Source organism: Oceanobacillus caeni (assembly GCF_042678465.1).
Lineage (GTDB): Bacteria > Bacillota > Bacilli > Bacillales > Amphibacillaceae > Oceanobacillus > Oceanobacillus caeni.
In genome coordinates this window covers 1-17,123 of the sequence record NZ_JBHTKV010000013.1, presented here as the reverse complement: position 1 = coordinate 17,123, position 17,123 = coordinate 1, and the positions used below count along the sequence as shown (strand labels likewise).

Annotated in this window: 17 protein-coding genes; 15 read left to right on the top strand and 2 right to left on the bottom strand. The window is 34.4% G+C overall.

Going from position 1 to position 17,123, the window contains the following annotated elements:
• Positions 1-77: 77 nt before the first annotated feature.
• A complete protein-coding gene (dnaN, locus tag ACFQ18_RS10630; RefSeq protein WP_047186857.1) occupies positions 78-1,214 on the bottom strand; it encodes a DNA polymerase III subunit beta in 1,137 nt (378 codons plus the stop codon).
• 196 nt (positions 1,215-1,410) lie between these two features.
• On the bottom strand, positions 1,411-2,748 hold the full coding sequence (gene dnaA / locus ACFQ18_RS10625) for a chromosomal replication initiator protein DnaA (protein WP_047186856.1): 1,338 nt from the start codon (positions 2,746-2,748) through the stop codon (positions 1,411-1,413).
• A 1,017-nt stretch (positions 2,749-3,765) separates the two neighbouring features.
• Between dnaA and rpmH the strand changes: the two genes are divergently transcribed.
• The 15 genes from rpmH to ACFQ18_RS10550 form a co-directional block, all read left to right on the top strand.
• Positions 3,766-3,900, top strand: coding sequence for a 50S ribosomal protein L34 (rpmH, locus tag ACFQ18_RS10620; protein ID WP_010094630.1), 135 nt, complete (start codon positions 3,766-3,768; stop codon positions 3,898-3,900).
• 108 nt (positions 3,901-4,008) lie between these two features.
• A complete protein-coding gene (rnpA, locus tag ACFQ18_RS10615) occupies positions 4,009-4,350 on the top strand; it encodes a ribonuclease P protein component (RefSeq protein WP_204798321.1) in 342 nt (113 codons plus the stop codon).
• Positions 4,351-4,516: 166 nt separating this feature from the next.
• The gene (gene yidC, locus ACFQ18_RS10610) at positions 4,517-5,296 is read left to right on the top strand and encodes a membrane protein insertase YidC (protein ID WP_047186854.1); all 780 of its coding nucleotides are present in this window, start codon (positions 4,517-4,519) and stop codon (positions 5,294-5,296) included.
• Positions 5,293-5,910: an RNA-binding cell elongation regulator Jag/EloR gene (jag, locus tag ACFQ18_RS10605; protein ID WP_047186853.1), complete on the top strand. Its 618-nt coding sequence runs from the start codon at positions 5,293-5,295 to the stop codon at positions 5,908-5,910. The genes yidC and jag overlap by 4 nt, the downstream gene beginning before the upstream one ends.
• A gap of 250 nt (positions 5,911-6,160) precedes the next feature.
• Complete coding sequence (locus tag ACFQ18_RS10600) at positions 6,161-6,439, top strand: hypothetical protein (protein ID WP_145524096.1); 279 nt, start codon at positions 6,161-6,163, stop codon at positions 6,437-6,439.
• Complete coding sequence (locus ACFQ18_RS10595) at positions 6,432-6,623, top strand: YozQ family protein (protein WP_047186851.1); 192 nt, start codon at positions 6,432-6,434, stop codon at positions 6,621-6,623. Before ACFQ18_RS10600 ends, ACFQ18_RS10595 begins: the two co-directional genes overlap by 8 nt.
• 41 nt (positions 6,624-6,664) lie before the next feature.
• Positions 6,665-6,913 (top strand): alpha/beta-type small acid-soluble spore protein, encoded by a 249-nt coding sequence (locus ACFQ18_RS10590; RefSeq protein ID WP_060668667.1) that lies wholly within the window; start codon positions 6,665-6,667, stop codon positions 6,911-6,913.
• A 402-nt stretch (positions 6,914-7,315) separates the two neighbouring features.
• Positions 7,316-8,692 carry a tRNA uridine-5-carboxymethylaminomethyl(34) synthesis GTPase MnmE gene (mnmE, locus tag ACFQ18_RS10585; protein WP_047186927.1) on the top strand — a complete coding sequence of 459 codons (1,377 nt, stop codon included), beginning with the start codon at positions 7,316-7,318 and terminating at the stop codon, positions 8,690-8,692.
• A 276-nt stretch (positions 8,693-8,968) separates the two neighbouring features.
• Entirely contained in the window at positions 8,969-10,855 is a 1,887-nt protein-coding gene (gene mnmG / locus ACFQ18_RS10580; RefSeq protein WP_060668668.1) for a tRNA uridine-5-carboxymethylaminomethyl(34) synthesis enzyme MnmG, read from the top strand.
• A 216-nt stretch (positions 10,856-11,071) separates the two neighbouring features.
• Positions 11,072-11,785 (top strand): 16S rRNA (guanine(527)-N(7))-methyltransferase RsmG, encoded by a 714-nt coding sequence (gene rsmG / locus ACFQ18_RS10575; protein ID WP_047186848.1) that lies wholly within the window; start codon positions 11,072-11,074, stop codon positions 11,783-11,785.
• 486 nt (positions 11,786-12,271) lie between these two features.
• Positions 12,272-13,129, top strand: a complete 858-nt coding sequence (noc, locus tag ACFQ18_RS10570; RefSeq protein WP_047186847.1) for a nucleoid occlusion protein — start codon at positions 12,272-12,274, stop codon at positions 13,127-13,129.
• Positions 13,130-13,552: 423 nt separating this feature from the next.
• Positions 13,553-14,326: a ParA family protein gene (locus ACFQ18_RS10565; protein WP_047186846.1), complete on the top strand. Its 774-nt coding sequence runs from the start codon at positions 13,553-13,555 to the stop codon at positions 14,324-14,326.
• Positions 14,307-15,146, top strand: a complete 840-nt coding sequence (locus tag ACFQ18_RS10560) for a ParB/RepB/Spo0J family partition protein (RefSeq protein ID WP_047186845.1) — start codon at positions 14,307-14,309, stop codon at positions 15,144-15,146. The genes ACFQ18_RS10565 and ACFQ18_RS10560 overlap by 20 nt, the downstream gene beginning before the upstream one ends.
• A gap of 184 nt (positions 15,147-15,330) precedes the next feature.
• The gene (locus ACFQ18_RS10555; protein ID WP_047186844.1) at positions 15,331-15,948 is read left to right on the top strand and encodes a stage II sporulation protein M; all 618 of its coding nucleotides are present in this window, start codon (positions 15,331-15,333) and stop codon (positions 15,946-15,948) included.
• Positions 15,949-16,245: 297 nt separating this feature from the next.
• On the top strand, positions 16,246-17,123 hold an 878-nt coding region (locus ACFQ18_RS10550; RefSeq protein ID WP_379566317.1), incomplete at its 3' end, for an ISLre2 family transposase.

Here is a 17,123-nt window from a genome sequence, read left to right as displayed (position 1 = left end):
TAGCATAAGGTTTATTTCAGAATACAAAAAAGGAAATTAGTATGAACCAATTTCCTTTTTTCTTTCTACATAGTTTTTTAATACGTTCTTACTGGAAGTATAAGTTGTAAAATAGAATCATCATTTACAGGGCGGATGACAAATGGTCTCATTGCACCAGTAAATGCAATAGATACCTCATCATATTCAATTGCCTTTAATGCATCAATCATATATTTGGAGCTGAAAGAGATCTTTAATTCTTCTCCTTCCATTAGTTGAGCCATTATTTCTTCCGTTACATTCCCAATTTCTGGTGAGTTACTACTAATTTCAATTAATTGTGATTCCTGTGTAGTTAATCGGACAACATTATTACGTTCCTCTTTTGCTAGTAACGAAGCACGATCAATAGTACTCAAAAGTTCTTTTGTTTTGACTTGAATTTGTGTTTTATATTGTTCTGGAATTAAACGTGCAGTTTCTGGATAATTCCCATCTAATAAACGAGATAGGAAATTTAAGTATTTTGTACGGAATAATATTTGATTATTTGTAACACTTATTTCTACCGTTTCTTCTGAGTCAACTAATATTTTATTTAGCTCATTTAAACTTTTTCCAGGTACTACAATATTTTTAAATTCAAGATTTGTATTAGAAATAGGTACTTCTCTTGAAGCTAAACGGTGACTATCTGTTGCTACAAACTTTAATACATTATTGCTTAAATTTAAATTAACCCCAGTTAAAATCGGGCGTGTTTCCATGGTAGAGACAGCAAATACGGTTTGTTTAATCATACCTTTTAATAAATCAATTGGTATTTCAAAACTATCGTCTGTTTGAATTGTTGGTAGCTGTGGATATTCATCCGCATCTTGTCCATTTAGAATAAATTCTGCTTTACCTGATCGAATCGTTACTTTTAAATTAGGATCAGATTCAATTTCGACTGTTTTCTCTGGCAATTTACGTACAATATCAGGGAAATATTTAGCCTGTAAAACAATGTTACCTTCTTCAATTTGCTCTACATTAACATTTCCATCTTCTTCACGTGGAATATAGGATTCAATTGACACATCTGAGTCACTACCTGTTAACGTAATTCCATGTTCTTTTGCTTCAATCTTAATTCCTGTCAAAATCGGAATAACTGGTCGGGATGATACAGCCTTCATTACATTTTGAACACTAGAAATCAATTGCTCTCTTTGAATAATAAATTTCATAAAAAAATCCTCCTAGTTGGAAGTTCTATTTATATTATTTATTTATAAAAATATAATAATAATAGTAATAATACCTGTTATTATGTGGATAAGTGCATTTTATAGTTTTAAACCTTTGTTTTCCACATGTGGATATAGTGTTTATAATTATGATGTTCCATTAACAATATTCACATGTGGATTACTGTTAGTTTCGTCATAATGATTTAATTGTTTCTTTAAGATCTTCAATATCTCGATTAAAATCGGAGTCTTTTTCTAGTAATTTAGATATTTTTTCATGAGCGTGTATAACTGTTGTGTGATCACGCCCACCAAATTCTTCTCCAATTTTAGGCAATGAAAAATCTGTCATTTCACGTGATAGATACATTGCTATCTGCCTGGGAAAGGCAATAGATTTCGTCCTTTTCTTAGCTGCAAAATCCTCCAATTTCACATTATATTTTTCACCAACTGCTTCTTGAATCCCTAGAATCGTTACTACTTTTGGTTTATTTGAAGGAATAATATCTTTTAATGCATCCGCTGCAAGTGAAGCATCAATGTCTTTATTTACTAGAGAAGAATACGCTACTACTCTAATTAGCGCTCCTTCTAATTCACGAATATTCGTATCGATTTGATTAGCAATATAAAGCATAACTTCATTAGGAATATCAAGTCCGTCTGCTTTAGCTTTTTTATTCAAAATAGCAATTCTTGTTTCTAAATCAGGTGGTGTAATATCGGTAATTAATCCCCATTCAAAACGAGAGCGTAAACGATCTTCTAGTGTAGGAATCTCTTTAGGTGGACGGTCACTAGAAATAATAATTTGTTTACTTTCCTCATGTAATGTATTGAATGTATGGAAAAATTCTTCCTGAGTTGATTCTTTTCCGGCTATAAATTGAATATCATCTATTAATAGGACATCAACATTTCGATACTTATTGCGAAAACTTGTTGTTTTATTATCCATAATCCCATCAATAAATTCATTCGTAAATTTTTCAGATGTAATATACACTACTTTTGCTTTAGGATTATGTTCTAATACATAATGGCCAATTGCGTGCATTAAATGGGTTTTTCCTAAACCAACGCCCCCATAAATAAAAAGAGGGTTATACGCCTTAGCAGGTGCTTCTGCAACAGCTAAAGATGCTGCATGAGCAAATCTATTACCAGCACCTATAACAAAAGTATCAAACGTATACTTTGGATTTAGCATCGTTTTTGGAAAATCATTTGCTGTGTCTTTAACCTTTGGAATTGGTTTTAATTCTTCTACTTCCGGGGTTATATCCGGAATAATGAACTTTGTTTTAAGACGTGATCCGGTTATTTCACCGATAATGTCAGAAATTAAATCAGTGTATTGGTTTTCTAGCCAATCTCTAGCAAATTCATTTGGAGCCGATACAACTAACGTATCTTTTTCTAGTGCTTCAGCTTTTGTATTCTTTAGCCATGTATCAAAACTTGGTTTACTAATTTTTTCTTCGATTTTTTCTAAAGTAGCAACCCAAAGCTCCTCAATATTTTCCAATACGGAGTTCACTCCTTTCAAAAAATAACAGAAAAAGCATCCCTCATTTCATACCGAATGATGGAAAAGGCATGCTGAATATAAAGTATATGATGATTTTTGTAGAATTCTTTTGTGGATAATTAAAATATGAATAAAGAAGGGTTAGAAAAGGTTATATACGTTATCCACATGTATGTTTATAAAATTGTTATATAGGGTGTTAATAAATATCCACAGCTTATTCACAGTTTGTGGATAAATTATTTACCAGTTATTTTTTCCACAAGTGAAAACATTAATATGATAACAAAAAAAAACTAGATGTGCAATGGTTTTTGAACACTTATCCACAAAGACAACTACTTGTGCAAAAACACTATCCACACTACTATATTTTGTTATTTACTTGTCGATAATTGTTGTGGATAGAAAAATATTGTCGATTTTTTGTTAAGATAGGATTGTGGATAAAAAATTAATTGAAATATATAGGCGTTTTGGGGGAAGTTAAAATATTTGGGTGGATCTGAGTGAGGATATTAATTTGGAGTAAAGGATGTTCAATTGAAGGAGCTTTAAGTGGGTGATTAAAAAGAAGGATGAAGCGAGGTCGACTAAAAGCGTAATGTATATAGTTAATAGATGAGCAAGTGCACTTCATTCCAGAAAAGTGAGCCAACTAGAAACTTCGAAGTATTATTTCCATTGAACTTTTTGAAAAGAAAGTATAAAAAAATAGCTTATTAAATCTTGTCATAGGGAGGACCACGTCCGGCTCCAGCGCCCAGCGACTAGCGAGACTTCCTTCACCTCCGTACGATAAGTCAACATCGACTCACTCCGTTCGTCGTGTTTCTTTTATCTCCTGCGGCTCAGTCCAGTCCGTACGTCGCTAAACGGGCGCTTTCGCCTTTGTTCAAAAATAGATTTGACAAATCACCTAGAAATTACGTATAATTACAAAGACTGTCTGATAGATAAGTTATGAACATTAATTTTAGATATGAAGTTTTCCCTTAGGGAGGTGCAAGATAAATGAAAAGAACATTCCAACCAAATAATCGTAAACGTAAAAAAGTACACGGTTTTCGCGCTCGTATGAGCACAAAAAATGGACGTAAAGTTCTAGCTCGTCGTCGCCGTAAAGGAAGAAAAGTATTATCAGCATAGGCCACTGTTGACTCAGTGGTCTTTTTCTACATATCATTACATTAATGAAAGATTGTACATATTAAAAACAAATAGGACAGGCTTGTAAGGGTTAGATAGGTGGTAAGAATGAAAAAAAGATTTCGTATTAAAAATAATGAGGAATTCCAGTTTGTGTTTAAAAAAGGTAAATCCTTTGCTAACCGTCAGCTTGTTATTTACTACATAGAAAAACCTGGACAGAGTCATTTTAGAGTTGGACTTTCGGTCGGTAAAAAAATCGGAAATGCTGTGACACGTAATAGAATTAAAAGATATTTGCGTCAAGCTTTTCAAGAATTGGAAGGTCAAATAAAATACCCACATGATATCGTAATTATTGCTAGAAATCAGACGAAAGATATGGGGTATGAAGAAGTAAAAAAGAGTTTAACCCATCTTTTATATAAAGAACGTTTATTAAAAAGGTAAATGTTTTGGTTAGGTATAAAGTCCTTCCCATTTCATAAGTGCAACAAGGCATTTGTTTAAAGGCTTGGTAAATGCCAAGTTGTTTAAGTTTAAAATAGAAAGTTATGTCTTTTTAATATAAAATATCAATTAGTATATATCCGTGTTTATTTGAGGAGGAAAAGAATTGCGCAAGAAGTATTTATTGCTTCTGGCTTTCGTTGGATTGGTCGTACTACTCGCCGGCTGTACGCAAACTGGCCAACCGATAACGTCAGAAAGTGAAGGTATTTGGAATGAGGTTTTTGTTTATCCGCTTTCATGGGTAATTATTAAAATAGCCCAAATATTTAACAATAGTTATGGTCTATCTATTATTATTGTTACTATTTTCCTTAGACTTTTGATATTACCTTTAAGTGTGAAGCAAATCAAAAGTTCAAAAGCAATGCAGGAAGTTCAACCTAAATTACAAGAAATTCAGAAGAAGTATAGCTCTAAAGATGCTAACACTCAACAAAAGCTTCAACAAGAAACAATGAAGTTAATGCAAGAGCATAATGTAAATCCACTCGCAGGTTGTTTGCCAATTATCGTTCAAATGCCGATTTTAATTGCGATGTACCATGCGATTGTTCGTACTTATGAAATTAGTAACTATAGCTTTCTATGGTTTGAATTAGGATCACCAGATAATATTTTACCATTTATTACAGGTATTCTTACTTTTTTCCAATCCAAATTAATGATGTCAACTAATACATCTGCAAACTCTAACCCACAAGTAGCAATGCAGATGAAAATGATGTTATATGTGATGCCAATTATGATTACGGTTATGGCATTCATGTTCCCAGCTGCGTTAGCTTTATATTGGGCAACTGGTAATGTCTTCATGATTTTACAAACTATTCTTATCAATAAACCTTTGATGAGTAACAATAATAGTGGAGGAGTTAAAAAGTGAAAGAGATAACTGCTAGTGGACAAACAGTTGAAGAGGCGGTCCAATCAGCATTAGAGCAGTTAAACACCACGAAAGACCAAGTGGAAATTACCATTATTGATGAAGGCAAGAAGGGAATATTGGGTTTATTTGGTGCAAAGCCTGCCATTGTAAAAGTTGAAATGTTACCTGATCCAATTGAAGAGGCTGAAAACTATATTAAACAAGTGACAGCTAATATGAATCTGGATGTTCATATAAATACAACAGTAGATGGAAAGCATGTAACATTTGAGTTAAATGGGGGAAATCTTGCAATTATTATCGGAAAACGAGGACAAACATTAAATGCACTTCAATATTTAGTTCGACTTGTGATTAATAAAAATAGTAAAAAGTATTACACTGTAACATTAGATGCGGAAGGCTATCGGGAGAGAAGAAGAGAAACATTGGAATCATTAGCTTCACGAATGGCGGATAAAGTTATTCGTACAAAGACGAAAGTTGCTCTTGAACCAATGCCAGCTTATGAGCGGAAAATTATCCATAGTGTTTTACAGGACATCCCCGAAGTTTCGACTTGTTCCGATGGTCAAGAACCACATCGTCATATTGTAATTAAACCATCTTAAGAACAAAAGCGGAAGCCCCCTTACAGGCTAAAAACGAGACGTACGGGCTGGACGTGGCGATTCTTAAGAAAAGCTTAAACAAACTAAATCTAATACTTACTTTTAAAACCTTGGAAGATCTCCAAGGTTTTTTGTTTAAAAATCGCTAATTAGCATAAATTAATATCAAATTCCTTTTTCACATTATGAATGCAATAGGAGATAAATCTAATACTATGCATAATGATTAATTGAAAAAGGAGTTTTTTTTATGGAGCAATATAACGGAGATATATTTAGTGGGGAATTTCTTGAAGACAATGAGAACTTTTATTTAACACAAGTAAAAAGTATGGAAACAGGATCTGAATTGTCTTTAACCCAGCTTATTCAATTACGTAATTATTTAGCGAAACAACAGGATAGCTTTATGCTCACAGTGAATGATCAAATACCTATCATGTTAAAAGAAGAGGAAATGGATTTATTATTAGACGATCTCTCTAACATCTTAAATATTTTAGAATACGGAGGAACTGGACATGCCTAAAAAGGATAGAACAAAATCGGTAGTAGGAGATAAGACGTATCAGCATTCGGATTATCATAGTAATGACCAGCTTTCAAAAGGGATGGCAGAGACCCATGAACAAGTTTCTGATTCGTATATGGAAGGATCAATAGAAGAACATAATATAACCGATGGTAAGGATGGGAAATTACCAAGAGAGTAATTGTCAAAGAGGTGTTCAATAATAGGGAAAAGGTGGATAAAATGGCAAAGAAAAATAAAATTCTTGTCCCAGAAGCTAGAAATGGCCTTGATCAACTTAAAGCAAAAGTAACAGAAGCGAATAGTCCAGACCAAGCTAAATATGAGGTTGCTAAAGAACATGGTATTCCGCTAAGCAACGGTTATAACGGAAATATAAAAGCAAAAGATGCTGGTAAGATTGGCGGAAATATTGGTGGAAACATGGTTAAAGAATTGGTACAAATGGCTAAAAACGAATTAAATAAATAAGATTAAAGCTCTGCAAAAAATTGCAGAGCTTTTTAATGGAAAAATATATGGTTGATAATTTTTTATAGGGCGTTATAATAAAGTGTCTGAAATATTATCCACATGTTGATAATATATTTATTGATTGTTTTTATACCGATTATTGTGGATAAGTTTATTATTTTGAATTTATGTGTTATCCTATTATGTTAGAGACTAAAATTTAAAGTTTATCCACTTAAACGGGCAGTAAGACTTCCACTTCAAGTTTCTAGGGAAATAGAGTAGGTGGTAGGTCAACTGCCCATAAAGGTTCGATAAGTACAATTAACCATCAGTGGGGATGAAGGGCAACTCCTACTGATGGAAGTTTTCTTTATAATATAGATTAGTGTTGAGGAAATGTTGGAGGTGAAGGTAATGATGGAGGCAGATACAATTACTGCAATTTCAACCCCAATTGGTGAAGGGGCCATTGCGATTGTTAGATTAAGTGGGAAAGAAGCAATTCAAATAACGGCTAAGGTATTTAAGGGGAAAGATTTATTGAATGTGGATTCGCATACGATTAATTATGGGAAAATCATCAATCCGGAAACGAAGGAATTAGTGGATGAAGTGATGGTTTCCATCATGCATGCGCCTAAGACATTTACTCGCGAAGATGTAGTAGAAATCAATTGTCATGGTGGTATGGTGGCAGTTAATCGTATTTTAGATTTATTATTATCGAATGGTGCTAGACTTGCAGAACCGGGTGAGTTTACGAAAAGAGCATTTTTAAATGGACGAATTGACTTATCTCAGGCGGAAGCAGTAATGGATTTAATTCGAGCCAAAACAGATAAAGCAATGAATGTGGCATTAAAACAAATGGATGGTAGATTATCAGGTCTCATTCAACGTTTACGACAAGATTTACTAGAAACGGTTGCTCATGTTGAGGTAAATATTGATTATCCAGAATACGATGATGTGGAAGAAATGTCGCATGAAATGATGCGAACAAAAACGAAAGAAGTTCATGCTGAAATAGAAAAGCTTTTAGAAGTAGCAAAACAAGGGAAAATTTTACGAGAAGGTCTTGGAACTGCTATTATAGGTAGACCAAACGTAGGGAAATCTTCTTTAATGAATACACTTGTTCAAGAAAATAAAGCAATTGTTACAGAGGTTCCGGGCACTACCCGTGATATTATAGAAGAATATGTAAATGTAAGAGGGGTTCCATTACGATTAATAGACACAGCTGGTATCCGAGAAACAGAGGATATTGTTGAAAGAATTGGTGTGGAACGATCAAGACAAGTATTAAAAGAATCAGATCTCATTTTATTTGTTTTGAATTATAATGAAGAACTATCTGAAGAAGATATTCGATTATTCGAAGCAGTAAAAGGTCTAGAATATATCGTAATCGTAAATAAAACAGACTTGGAGAAAAAACTCGATCTGGAGCAGGTTAAAGAACTTGCTCATGGTAAACTATTGGTTACTACCTCATTATTACAAGAGGAAGGTATTAACGAATTGGAAAAGGCTATTGCCAACACGTTCTTTTCTGGTGAAATTGATGCTGGCGATATGACGTATGTTTCAAATGTTCGACATATACAACTATTAAATAAAGCCAAAAAAGCCTTAGAAGATGCGATGGAGGGCATTGAACTTGGGATGCCTTTAGATATTGTTCAAATAGATGTGACAAGAACATGGGAATTTCTTGGTGAAATTATAGGTGATACAGCTAGTGATAGTTTGATTGATCAATTATTTTCACAATTTTGTTTAGGAAAATAAAAATAATAGTGGTTGTTCAAAAGGGAGGATGAAAAGGACCGAGGTCGGCTAAAGTCGCAACGTCCTGGGGCTCCGATTACTCGCCCCACCGTAAAGATTTGTTGCAACGCCGACACTAGCACGTCCTGTGCGTCGCAGTTCGAGGCGGCGTAGCTCCCGTTACCGGAACGTATGCAGTTAATACGTAGGGAACGGTGTGTCTTGCCAACTAGAAACGTCGAAGTGTCATTTTCACCGGACTTTTTGAACATATTCTTATAGAGAGGATGAAAATATATGACATACAATGCAGGACGTTATGATGTCATCGTTGTAGGTGCTGGTCATGCTGGTGTAGAAGCTGGTGTTGCGGCAGCACGAATGGGAGCAAAGACATTAATGCTCACACTAAATTTAGATATGATCGCTTTTATGCCATGTAATCCATCCATTGGGGGTCCTGCAAAAGGTATTGTTGTTCGTGAAGTGGATGCCCTAGGTGGAATCATGGGCAAAATGATTGATAAAACCTATATTCAAATGCGTATGCTAAATACTGGGAAAGGCCCCGCGGTACAGGCATTGCGCGCACAAGCGGATAAAGCTTTATATAGTAGAGAAATGAAAAAGTTAATTGAAAATGAAAAGAATTTAACTATACGTCAGGCAATGGTGGAAGAAATTATTGTAGAAGACGGGGTATGTAAAGGAGTTATAACAGAAACTCATGCTGCTTATTATGCAGATGCAGTTATTTTGACTACTGGGACATACATGCGTGGTAAAGTATTGATGGGGGACCTTGAATATGAAAGTGGTCCAAACAACCAACGTCCATCCCTTAAATTATCAAGTAATTTAGAAGCATTAGGATTGGAATTGGTTAGATTTAAAACGGGAACTCCACCACGTGTAAACCATCATACGATTGATTATTCCAAAACGGAGATTCAACCAGGGGATGAAAATCCTAAATATTTTTCATATGAAACAACGGAAAATTTGGTTGAACAAATCCCATGTTGGTTAACTTATACGAATGAATTTACTCACCAAGTTATTAACGATAATTTAGGGTTATCTGCTATGTATTCAGGGGCTAAACGAGGAACAGGTCCACGTTATTGCCCATCTATTGAAGATAAAATTGTTCGTTTTAATGATAAACCTCGTCATCAAGTGTTTTTAGAACCTGAAGGAAGAAACACAGAAGAGGTTTATGTACAAGGATTGTCTACCTCATTACCAGAGGCGGTTCAGCATAAGGTTGTCCGTTCTATTCCTGGTTTAGAAAATGCTGAAATCATGCGTCCTGGTTATGCCATTGAATATGATGCAGTAGTTCCAACACAATTATGGCCAACACTTGAAACAAAGGCAATCCCCGGACTATTTACAGCTGGACAAATTAATGGTACATCTGGATATGAAGAAGCAGCTGGTCAAGGTATTATGGCTGGTATTAATGCAGTTAGAAAAGTATTTGAGAAAGAGCCTATTATTTTAGATAGATCACAAGGTTATATTGGGGTTATGATTGATGACCTTGTTACTAAAGGAACGAACGAACCCTATCGTTTATTAACTTCTCGTGCGGAATATCGTTTATTGCTAAGACATGATAATGCAGATTTACGTTTAACAGATATAGGATATGAAATTGGTTTAATTTCGGAAGAACGCTATGAAAAATTCCTTAACAAAAAACGTTTAATTGAGGAAGAAAAAGCTCGCTTGAAAACAGTAACGATTAAACCAACCGAAACAGTCTTACAAATGATGAGTGAAGCAGGGGCATCACCATTAAAAGAGCCGACAAAAGCGTATGATTTATTGAAGAGACCGGAACTCGAATATGAAAATATCGAAGGAATCATTGAGTCGAACCCTGAGTTAAATAATGAAGTAAAAGATCAAGTAGGTATTCAAATTAAATATGAAGGGTATATTAAAAAGGCAATCGACCAAGTAAGACGTATGCTAAAAATGGAGGATAAGAAGATCCCAGAAAACATTGATTATGATGCTATTAGTGGTTTAGCAACAGAAGCTAGACAAAAACTAAAGAAAATCCAACCATTGTCTATTGGTCAAGCATCACGAATTTCAGGGGTAAACCCAGCTGATATTTCCATTTTACTTGTGTATATTGAACAAGGAAATATAGCAAGAGTCGCTAATTAATAGAATGAATTTGTCCATTAGCCAAAGACGGTTAATGGACGACTTTACATATGTAACATAAATTTTAAAAAACTTGGCATTCACTATTAGGCTGGGTGAATGCCTTAGTTGCACTTTTGCAGATTTTTACGTCGGTGCGAGTAATCGGAGCCCCAGAAAGAAAGTCTTATACTTTCCTACCTGCCAAATTAGTATAATAAAGGAGTTTATTACTCTATGAACCCAGAACAATTTGAAAATGCCTTAAAGGAAAAGGGAATAGAATTAACTAAAAAACAACTAGATCAATTTGCCGAGTATTATAAAATCCTTGTGGAATGGAATGAAAAAATTAATTTAACCGCACTAACAAGTGAAGAAGATGTTTATTTAAAACATTTTTATGACTCTATTTCTGCTAGCTTTTTTTATGATTTTACTAAGGAGCAGACTTTATGTGACGTTGGAGCGGGAGCTGGTTTTCCAAGTATTCCTTTGAAAATTGTTTTTCCAAACATAAAGGTGACTATTGTTGATTCATTACAAAAACGTATTGGGTTTTTAAATCATCTTGCAGCTCAACTAGACTTAACAAACATAGCATTTTACCATGATCGGGCCGAAACATTTGGGAAAAATAAGGATCATAGGGAATCATTCGATATTGTTACTGCTAGAGCTGTTGCGCGTATGTCGGTATTAAGTGAACTTTGTCTACCATTGGTTAAAAAGGGTGGGAAATTCATTGCAATGAAAGGCGCACAAGCAACAGATGAATTATCGGATGCGAAGAAAGCCATTGACTTATTAGGTGGGGAGGTAGAGGAATCACATACATTCTTACTTCCAGAAGAGGAAAGTGAGCGAAATGTCATTTTGATTCACAAAAAAGGAAAAACACCAAATAAATATCCAAGAAAGCCTGGCACACCAAATAAAATGCCATTATAATGAACGAATTTAAACATAATTTTTCTTGCTTGTTGTCTAGGAAGTTATAAAATTTGTATGGCTGTGGCTAACTTAGATACAGAAATAGCCACGTCCGGCTCCAGCGCCCAGCGACTAGCGAGACTTCCTTCACCTCCGTACGATAAGTCAACATCGACTCACTCCGTTCGTCGTGTTTCCTTTATCTCCTACGGCTCAGTCCAGTCCGTACGTCGCTAAACGGGCGCTTGCGCCTTTGTTCTGTAAAACTAGGTATTTGCCAAAGGACTTGGCGAATGCCTAGTTTTCTAATAATGTTAACTTTTTGATGCCTTTATAAGTCTATATATGGTAAAATGGAATGTGAGATTAATACCAATCTAGTCGTATATAATTAGTTTCATATACTGAATTTTTATTATATATATTTAAAGCAAATTGTTTCACGTGAAACAATTTTTTACATAGATAAAAACTAGTCTTATAGAATTTAAGGTGGTGTCAAATGTGGTGCATCCTTTTAATCGATTTTTTGGATTGGGCGATAAAACATCTTCCAAAGACATAGATGAGGAATCTTACCAGTCAGATGAAGTAATTCAACTTCCTGTAAAAGATATAATACCAAACCGTTATCAGCCGAGGTCTATTTTTGATAATGAAAAAATTCAGGAATTAGCGCAAACGATTCATACACATGGGATGATACAACCGATTGTTGTTAGAAAATATGAAAATGATCAATATGAAATAATTGCTGGTGAGAGAAGATGGAGAGCTGTCCAATCATTGGGCTGGGAAACAATCTCTGCTATTGTACGTGAAATGACTGATACAGAAACGGCTTCAGTTGCTTTAATTGAGAACTTACAACGTGAAGAATTAACAGTAATAGAGGAAGCCTTCGCATACTCTAAATTATTAGAAATGCATTCATTAACCCAAGAAGCGCTAGCACAAAGGCTTGGAAAAAATCAATCTACCATTGCTAATAAATTACGGCTTTTAAAACTCCCAAAAGAAGTACAAGATGCATTATTGAATAAATTAATTACAGAACGACATGCTAGAGCTTTAATTAAACTTAAAGACGAAGAAAAACAAAATAAAATTTTACAAATTATTATTGAAAATGAATTGAATGTGAAACAAACAGAAGAACGAGTTGCAAAAATGCAGGAGCCGAAAGAACCTAAAAAGAAACGTCCGAAACTAAAAGGTATTAATAAAGATATTCGTATTGCAATGAACACCATTCGGCAATCATTGAGTATGGTTACCAAAACTGGTGTGGATGTAGAATCCGATGAAAAGGAATTTGATGAGTACTATCAAATAACTGTAAAAATACCGAAAAAGAAATAGCAATTATACACTTCTAATCTAACCCATCTTACAGATATAAGGTGGGTATTTGTATAGGATTAAGAAATATAATTTTCCACTAGGCTATTCTCTATAAAGAGGCTGTGGTTACTTGGCAGATGGGAAAGTATAAAACTTTCTTTCTGGGGTCCTCCACTGTAAAGATTTGCATAAGTACAACTATGTCATTCTCCCAGCTTAATAGAGAATGCCAAATTTTCTAATTCAACCGAATAAATTTGTCAGTTAATTACTCAGCTACGTAAAGATTTTTATATAGAGTAGCTGCCTGCAGAAAGCTAATTAGCAAAGTATACCCAAACAGCCTTTAACTATAAGGATATGAAAAAAGTGTAAATAATATAACCGTTTTAATAGAAAGAGTGATAGAATAACAGTATATAGTTTTAGGAAGGTGTCAACATGGGGAAAATAATGTCCATCGCTAATCAAAAAGGTGGCGTAGGAAAAACAACTTCATCGGTGAATTTAAGTGCATGTCTTGCCCACTTAGGAAATAAAGTGTTATTAATCGATACAGATCCACAAGGGAATGCAACAAGTGGAGTAGGGGTTAATAAGGCAGATGTTAGTCATTGTATATATAATGTCCTTGTTGATGATGTAGAAGCAGAGGATGTTATCATTTCAACTAATGTAAATAATTTAGATTTAATTCCGGCTACCATTCAACTAGCTGGTGCAGAAATTGAACTCGTTCCAGTCATATCTAGGGAAATTCGTTTAAAAAGAGCATTAGAAAGTATAAAGGATTCTTATGACTATATAATAATAGATTGTCCTCCTTCGTTAGGCTTACTCACTTTAAATGCTCTAACAGCTTCAGATACAATCATTATTCCGGTTCAATGTGAATATTATGCTTTGGAAGGTTTAAGCCAATTATTGAATACCATTCGGTTAGTTCAAAAACATTTAAATAAATCATTAATGATTGAAGGAGTACTTCTAACGATGTTAGATGCCCGAACAAATTTGGGGCTTCAAGTAATCGAAGAGGTTAAGAAGTATTTTCAAGATAAAGTATATCAATCTATCATTCCAAGAAATGTACGATTAGGTGAAGCGCCTAGTCATGGACAACCAATTATTACGTATGATCCAAAATCAAAAGGAGCAGAAGTATATCTTGAATTAGCAAAGGAAGTGGTGGCTAGTGGCGAAAGGGTTGGGTAAAGGTATAAGTGCATTATTCCCAGAAGTCGAAGATACAGGTAAAGCTTCCGTTCAGGAGATAGCTATTAAAGAGTGTAGGCCAAATCCGTATCAGCCGAGAAAAACGTTTCATGCTGATGCTATTGAGGAGTTAAAAGAGTCTATCATTCAACACGGCATTCTTCAGCCGATTATTGTACGTCAAAGTATAAAAGGGTTTGAAATTGTAGTAGGGGAAAGACGATTCCGAGCTGCAAAAGAGGCTGGATTAAAGAAAGTTCCTGCCATCGTTAAAGAACTAACAGATGAAAAAATGATGGAGCTTGCTTTATTGGAGAATTTACAGCGAGAGGATTTAACACCAATTGAGGAAGCACAAGCTTATTCGAATTTAATGAATGAGCTAGGCATTACCCAGGAGGACTTGTCAAAGCGACTAGGAAAAAGTAGATCCCATATTGCTAATATGGTTCGCTTATTATCATTACCAGAAAATATTGTTGCTTATATTAACAATGGAGAGCTCTCTATGGGGCATGGTAGAGCATTACTTGGTTTAAAAGATAAAGAACGGTTGATTCCTTTAGTTAATAAAATCAGAAGTGAGAAGTTAAATGTTAGACAAGTTGAAAGGTTAATTTCTACTTTAAATGAAAAACAGCCAATAAAGAAGAAGGATAATCCTAAAAAGGATATATTCCTTGCAGAAAGGGAATCTGTTCTACGTGACCATCTAGGTACAGCTGTATCTATTCATCGTGGAAAACGTAAAGGGAAAATTGAAATAGAATTTTATACAGATGATGATCTTGAGAGAATTATTGAGTTATTAGAAAAATAATAAGAAATGAATGAAGGCTGATGTAAAACATCAGCCTATTTTGGTGTTAGGAAGGTTATCTTACATAAGTACAACTAAGTGTTAAATGTCCATAAAGATGTTTCATTTAAAATAATGTTGTTAAAAGCTACAATCTTTTTATTCCATTAAAGGTACAGATGGTTGGGTAAATTAATTAAGTGAGGTGGTTACTATACCAAATGTAGTTAATAAAACTGTTTTTAAAAGATCAATTAAGTTTTTAATAATTGCTGTAGTACTAACAACTGTTGCAACGGTAATAACATACATAATCAATCCGGATTTAAAAGAAATAACAGAAGGAATTGGAAATAATTTACCGGATCAAGTGAAAGAATCTAATGGTATTAAGAAAGTATGGTCATTTATTGTTAATAACGGATTTATGGTTCCTTTACAAATGCTTATCTTGGCTTCAATTCCAATACAATTTCTATATCTCTTGAATATAATTTCAACTGTTTCTCTTCCCGGAATTCTTTTTGGGATTGCTTTAAAGGCCAATTTCAAAAAAGGCCTTGGCATAATCATTTCAACTATCCCTCATTATATTTTTGAGGTTTACGCCTTTTGTTTACTTGCTGCAGTTCTATTTGAATTAAATCAAGTTGTTAGAGTTAAAATAAGAAGTGTATTTAAGGCAGACGAAGTAGAAACATCCCTAATAATGAAGGTTCTAGAGACAATAAAGATTTACTTCCTTTTAATTTTACCGATAATTATTATGGCGGCATTTTTGGAAACTTATATAGCTGATATTATATTTAGCTTATTTGAATAGCAGATTTTAATAAAAGGAGTGTGAATGTGCAATGCACCTTCCATATTTTCGGATGGTGTATTGCACATTTTTAGTTCGAAAAATAAATAACTTTATTGACATTTCATACTAAGGTGTTCGCTCAGTAGTAATTTCCAGGCTTTCCAAGTGTTCGACAAATTATATGAGAATATAAGTTTTTTAACTATGTGTAAAATAGTTCTCGGGGATTTGAAACAAAATTCTAGAAAAAAAAGAAAAGGCGCTCTATCATAAATGTATGCTTAGCCGGCAAATACATTAGAAAGAGGCCTTTTCATGAATACAATTATATCAAAAATTAGCGAATTATTAAAGGATACAAATGACTTAATTGAGTTTGAAGAACAAATTCAAATTAGTATATATGATCTACTTACTACACTAATGGGGAGCGTATTTACACAACTTAATCAAACGATTAAAAGAAGAATGCAAAGTAAAGGTTGGACGGTTGAACGAGAAGATGAAAAAACGATTCAGTTTATTTTTGGGGCGGTTCGCTTTACTCATACCTTGATGCGCGATGTGAATGGAAAGGCGCATTATCCTTTTGATGAATGGATTGGATTTAGAAAATATCAACGACATAGTCCTTTAGTTGAAGTAAAAGTGGCAGAGTTGGCTAGTGAGAGTACGTACCGAGAAACGGCACGCATATTAGGTGAATGGACCGCAGTAACTCTTAGTCATACAACTGTGGGAAGTATTGTGAAACGTGTTGGGAAGGCACAAGCGCGAGCTGATGAAGAAATGTTAGCGGAATTAGAGGAAGCTGCTTATTTACCAAAGGGAGATGAGTTGGATTTTTTATTTGCCGAGGCAGATGGTGTATTTGTGCGTGGAACAAAGAAAAAGACAAGTCATGAAGTCCATCATGCGATCATTCATGAAGGTTGGAGTAAAAATGGGAAGCGTATTTCCCTAAAGAATCCACAGGTCATCATGACAACCAAACCAACGAATGATTTTTGGAAAGAAGTCCAGGCGTATACAGCTAATCATTATTCCTTAGAAAACACTCAAGTTGTCACCAATAGTGATGGTGGTCCCGGTTATACGGCAGAACGTTTTCAAGAGGCTTTCTCACAGTCTAGTTATCCTGTTTTAAATCAATTGGATTCCTTTCACATTTCTAAAGCACTGAATCGAACTTT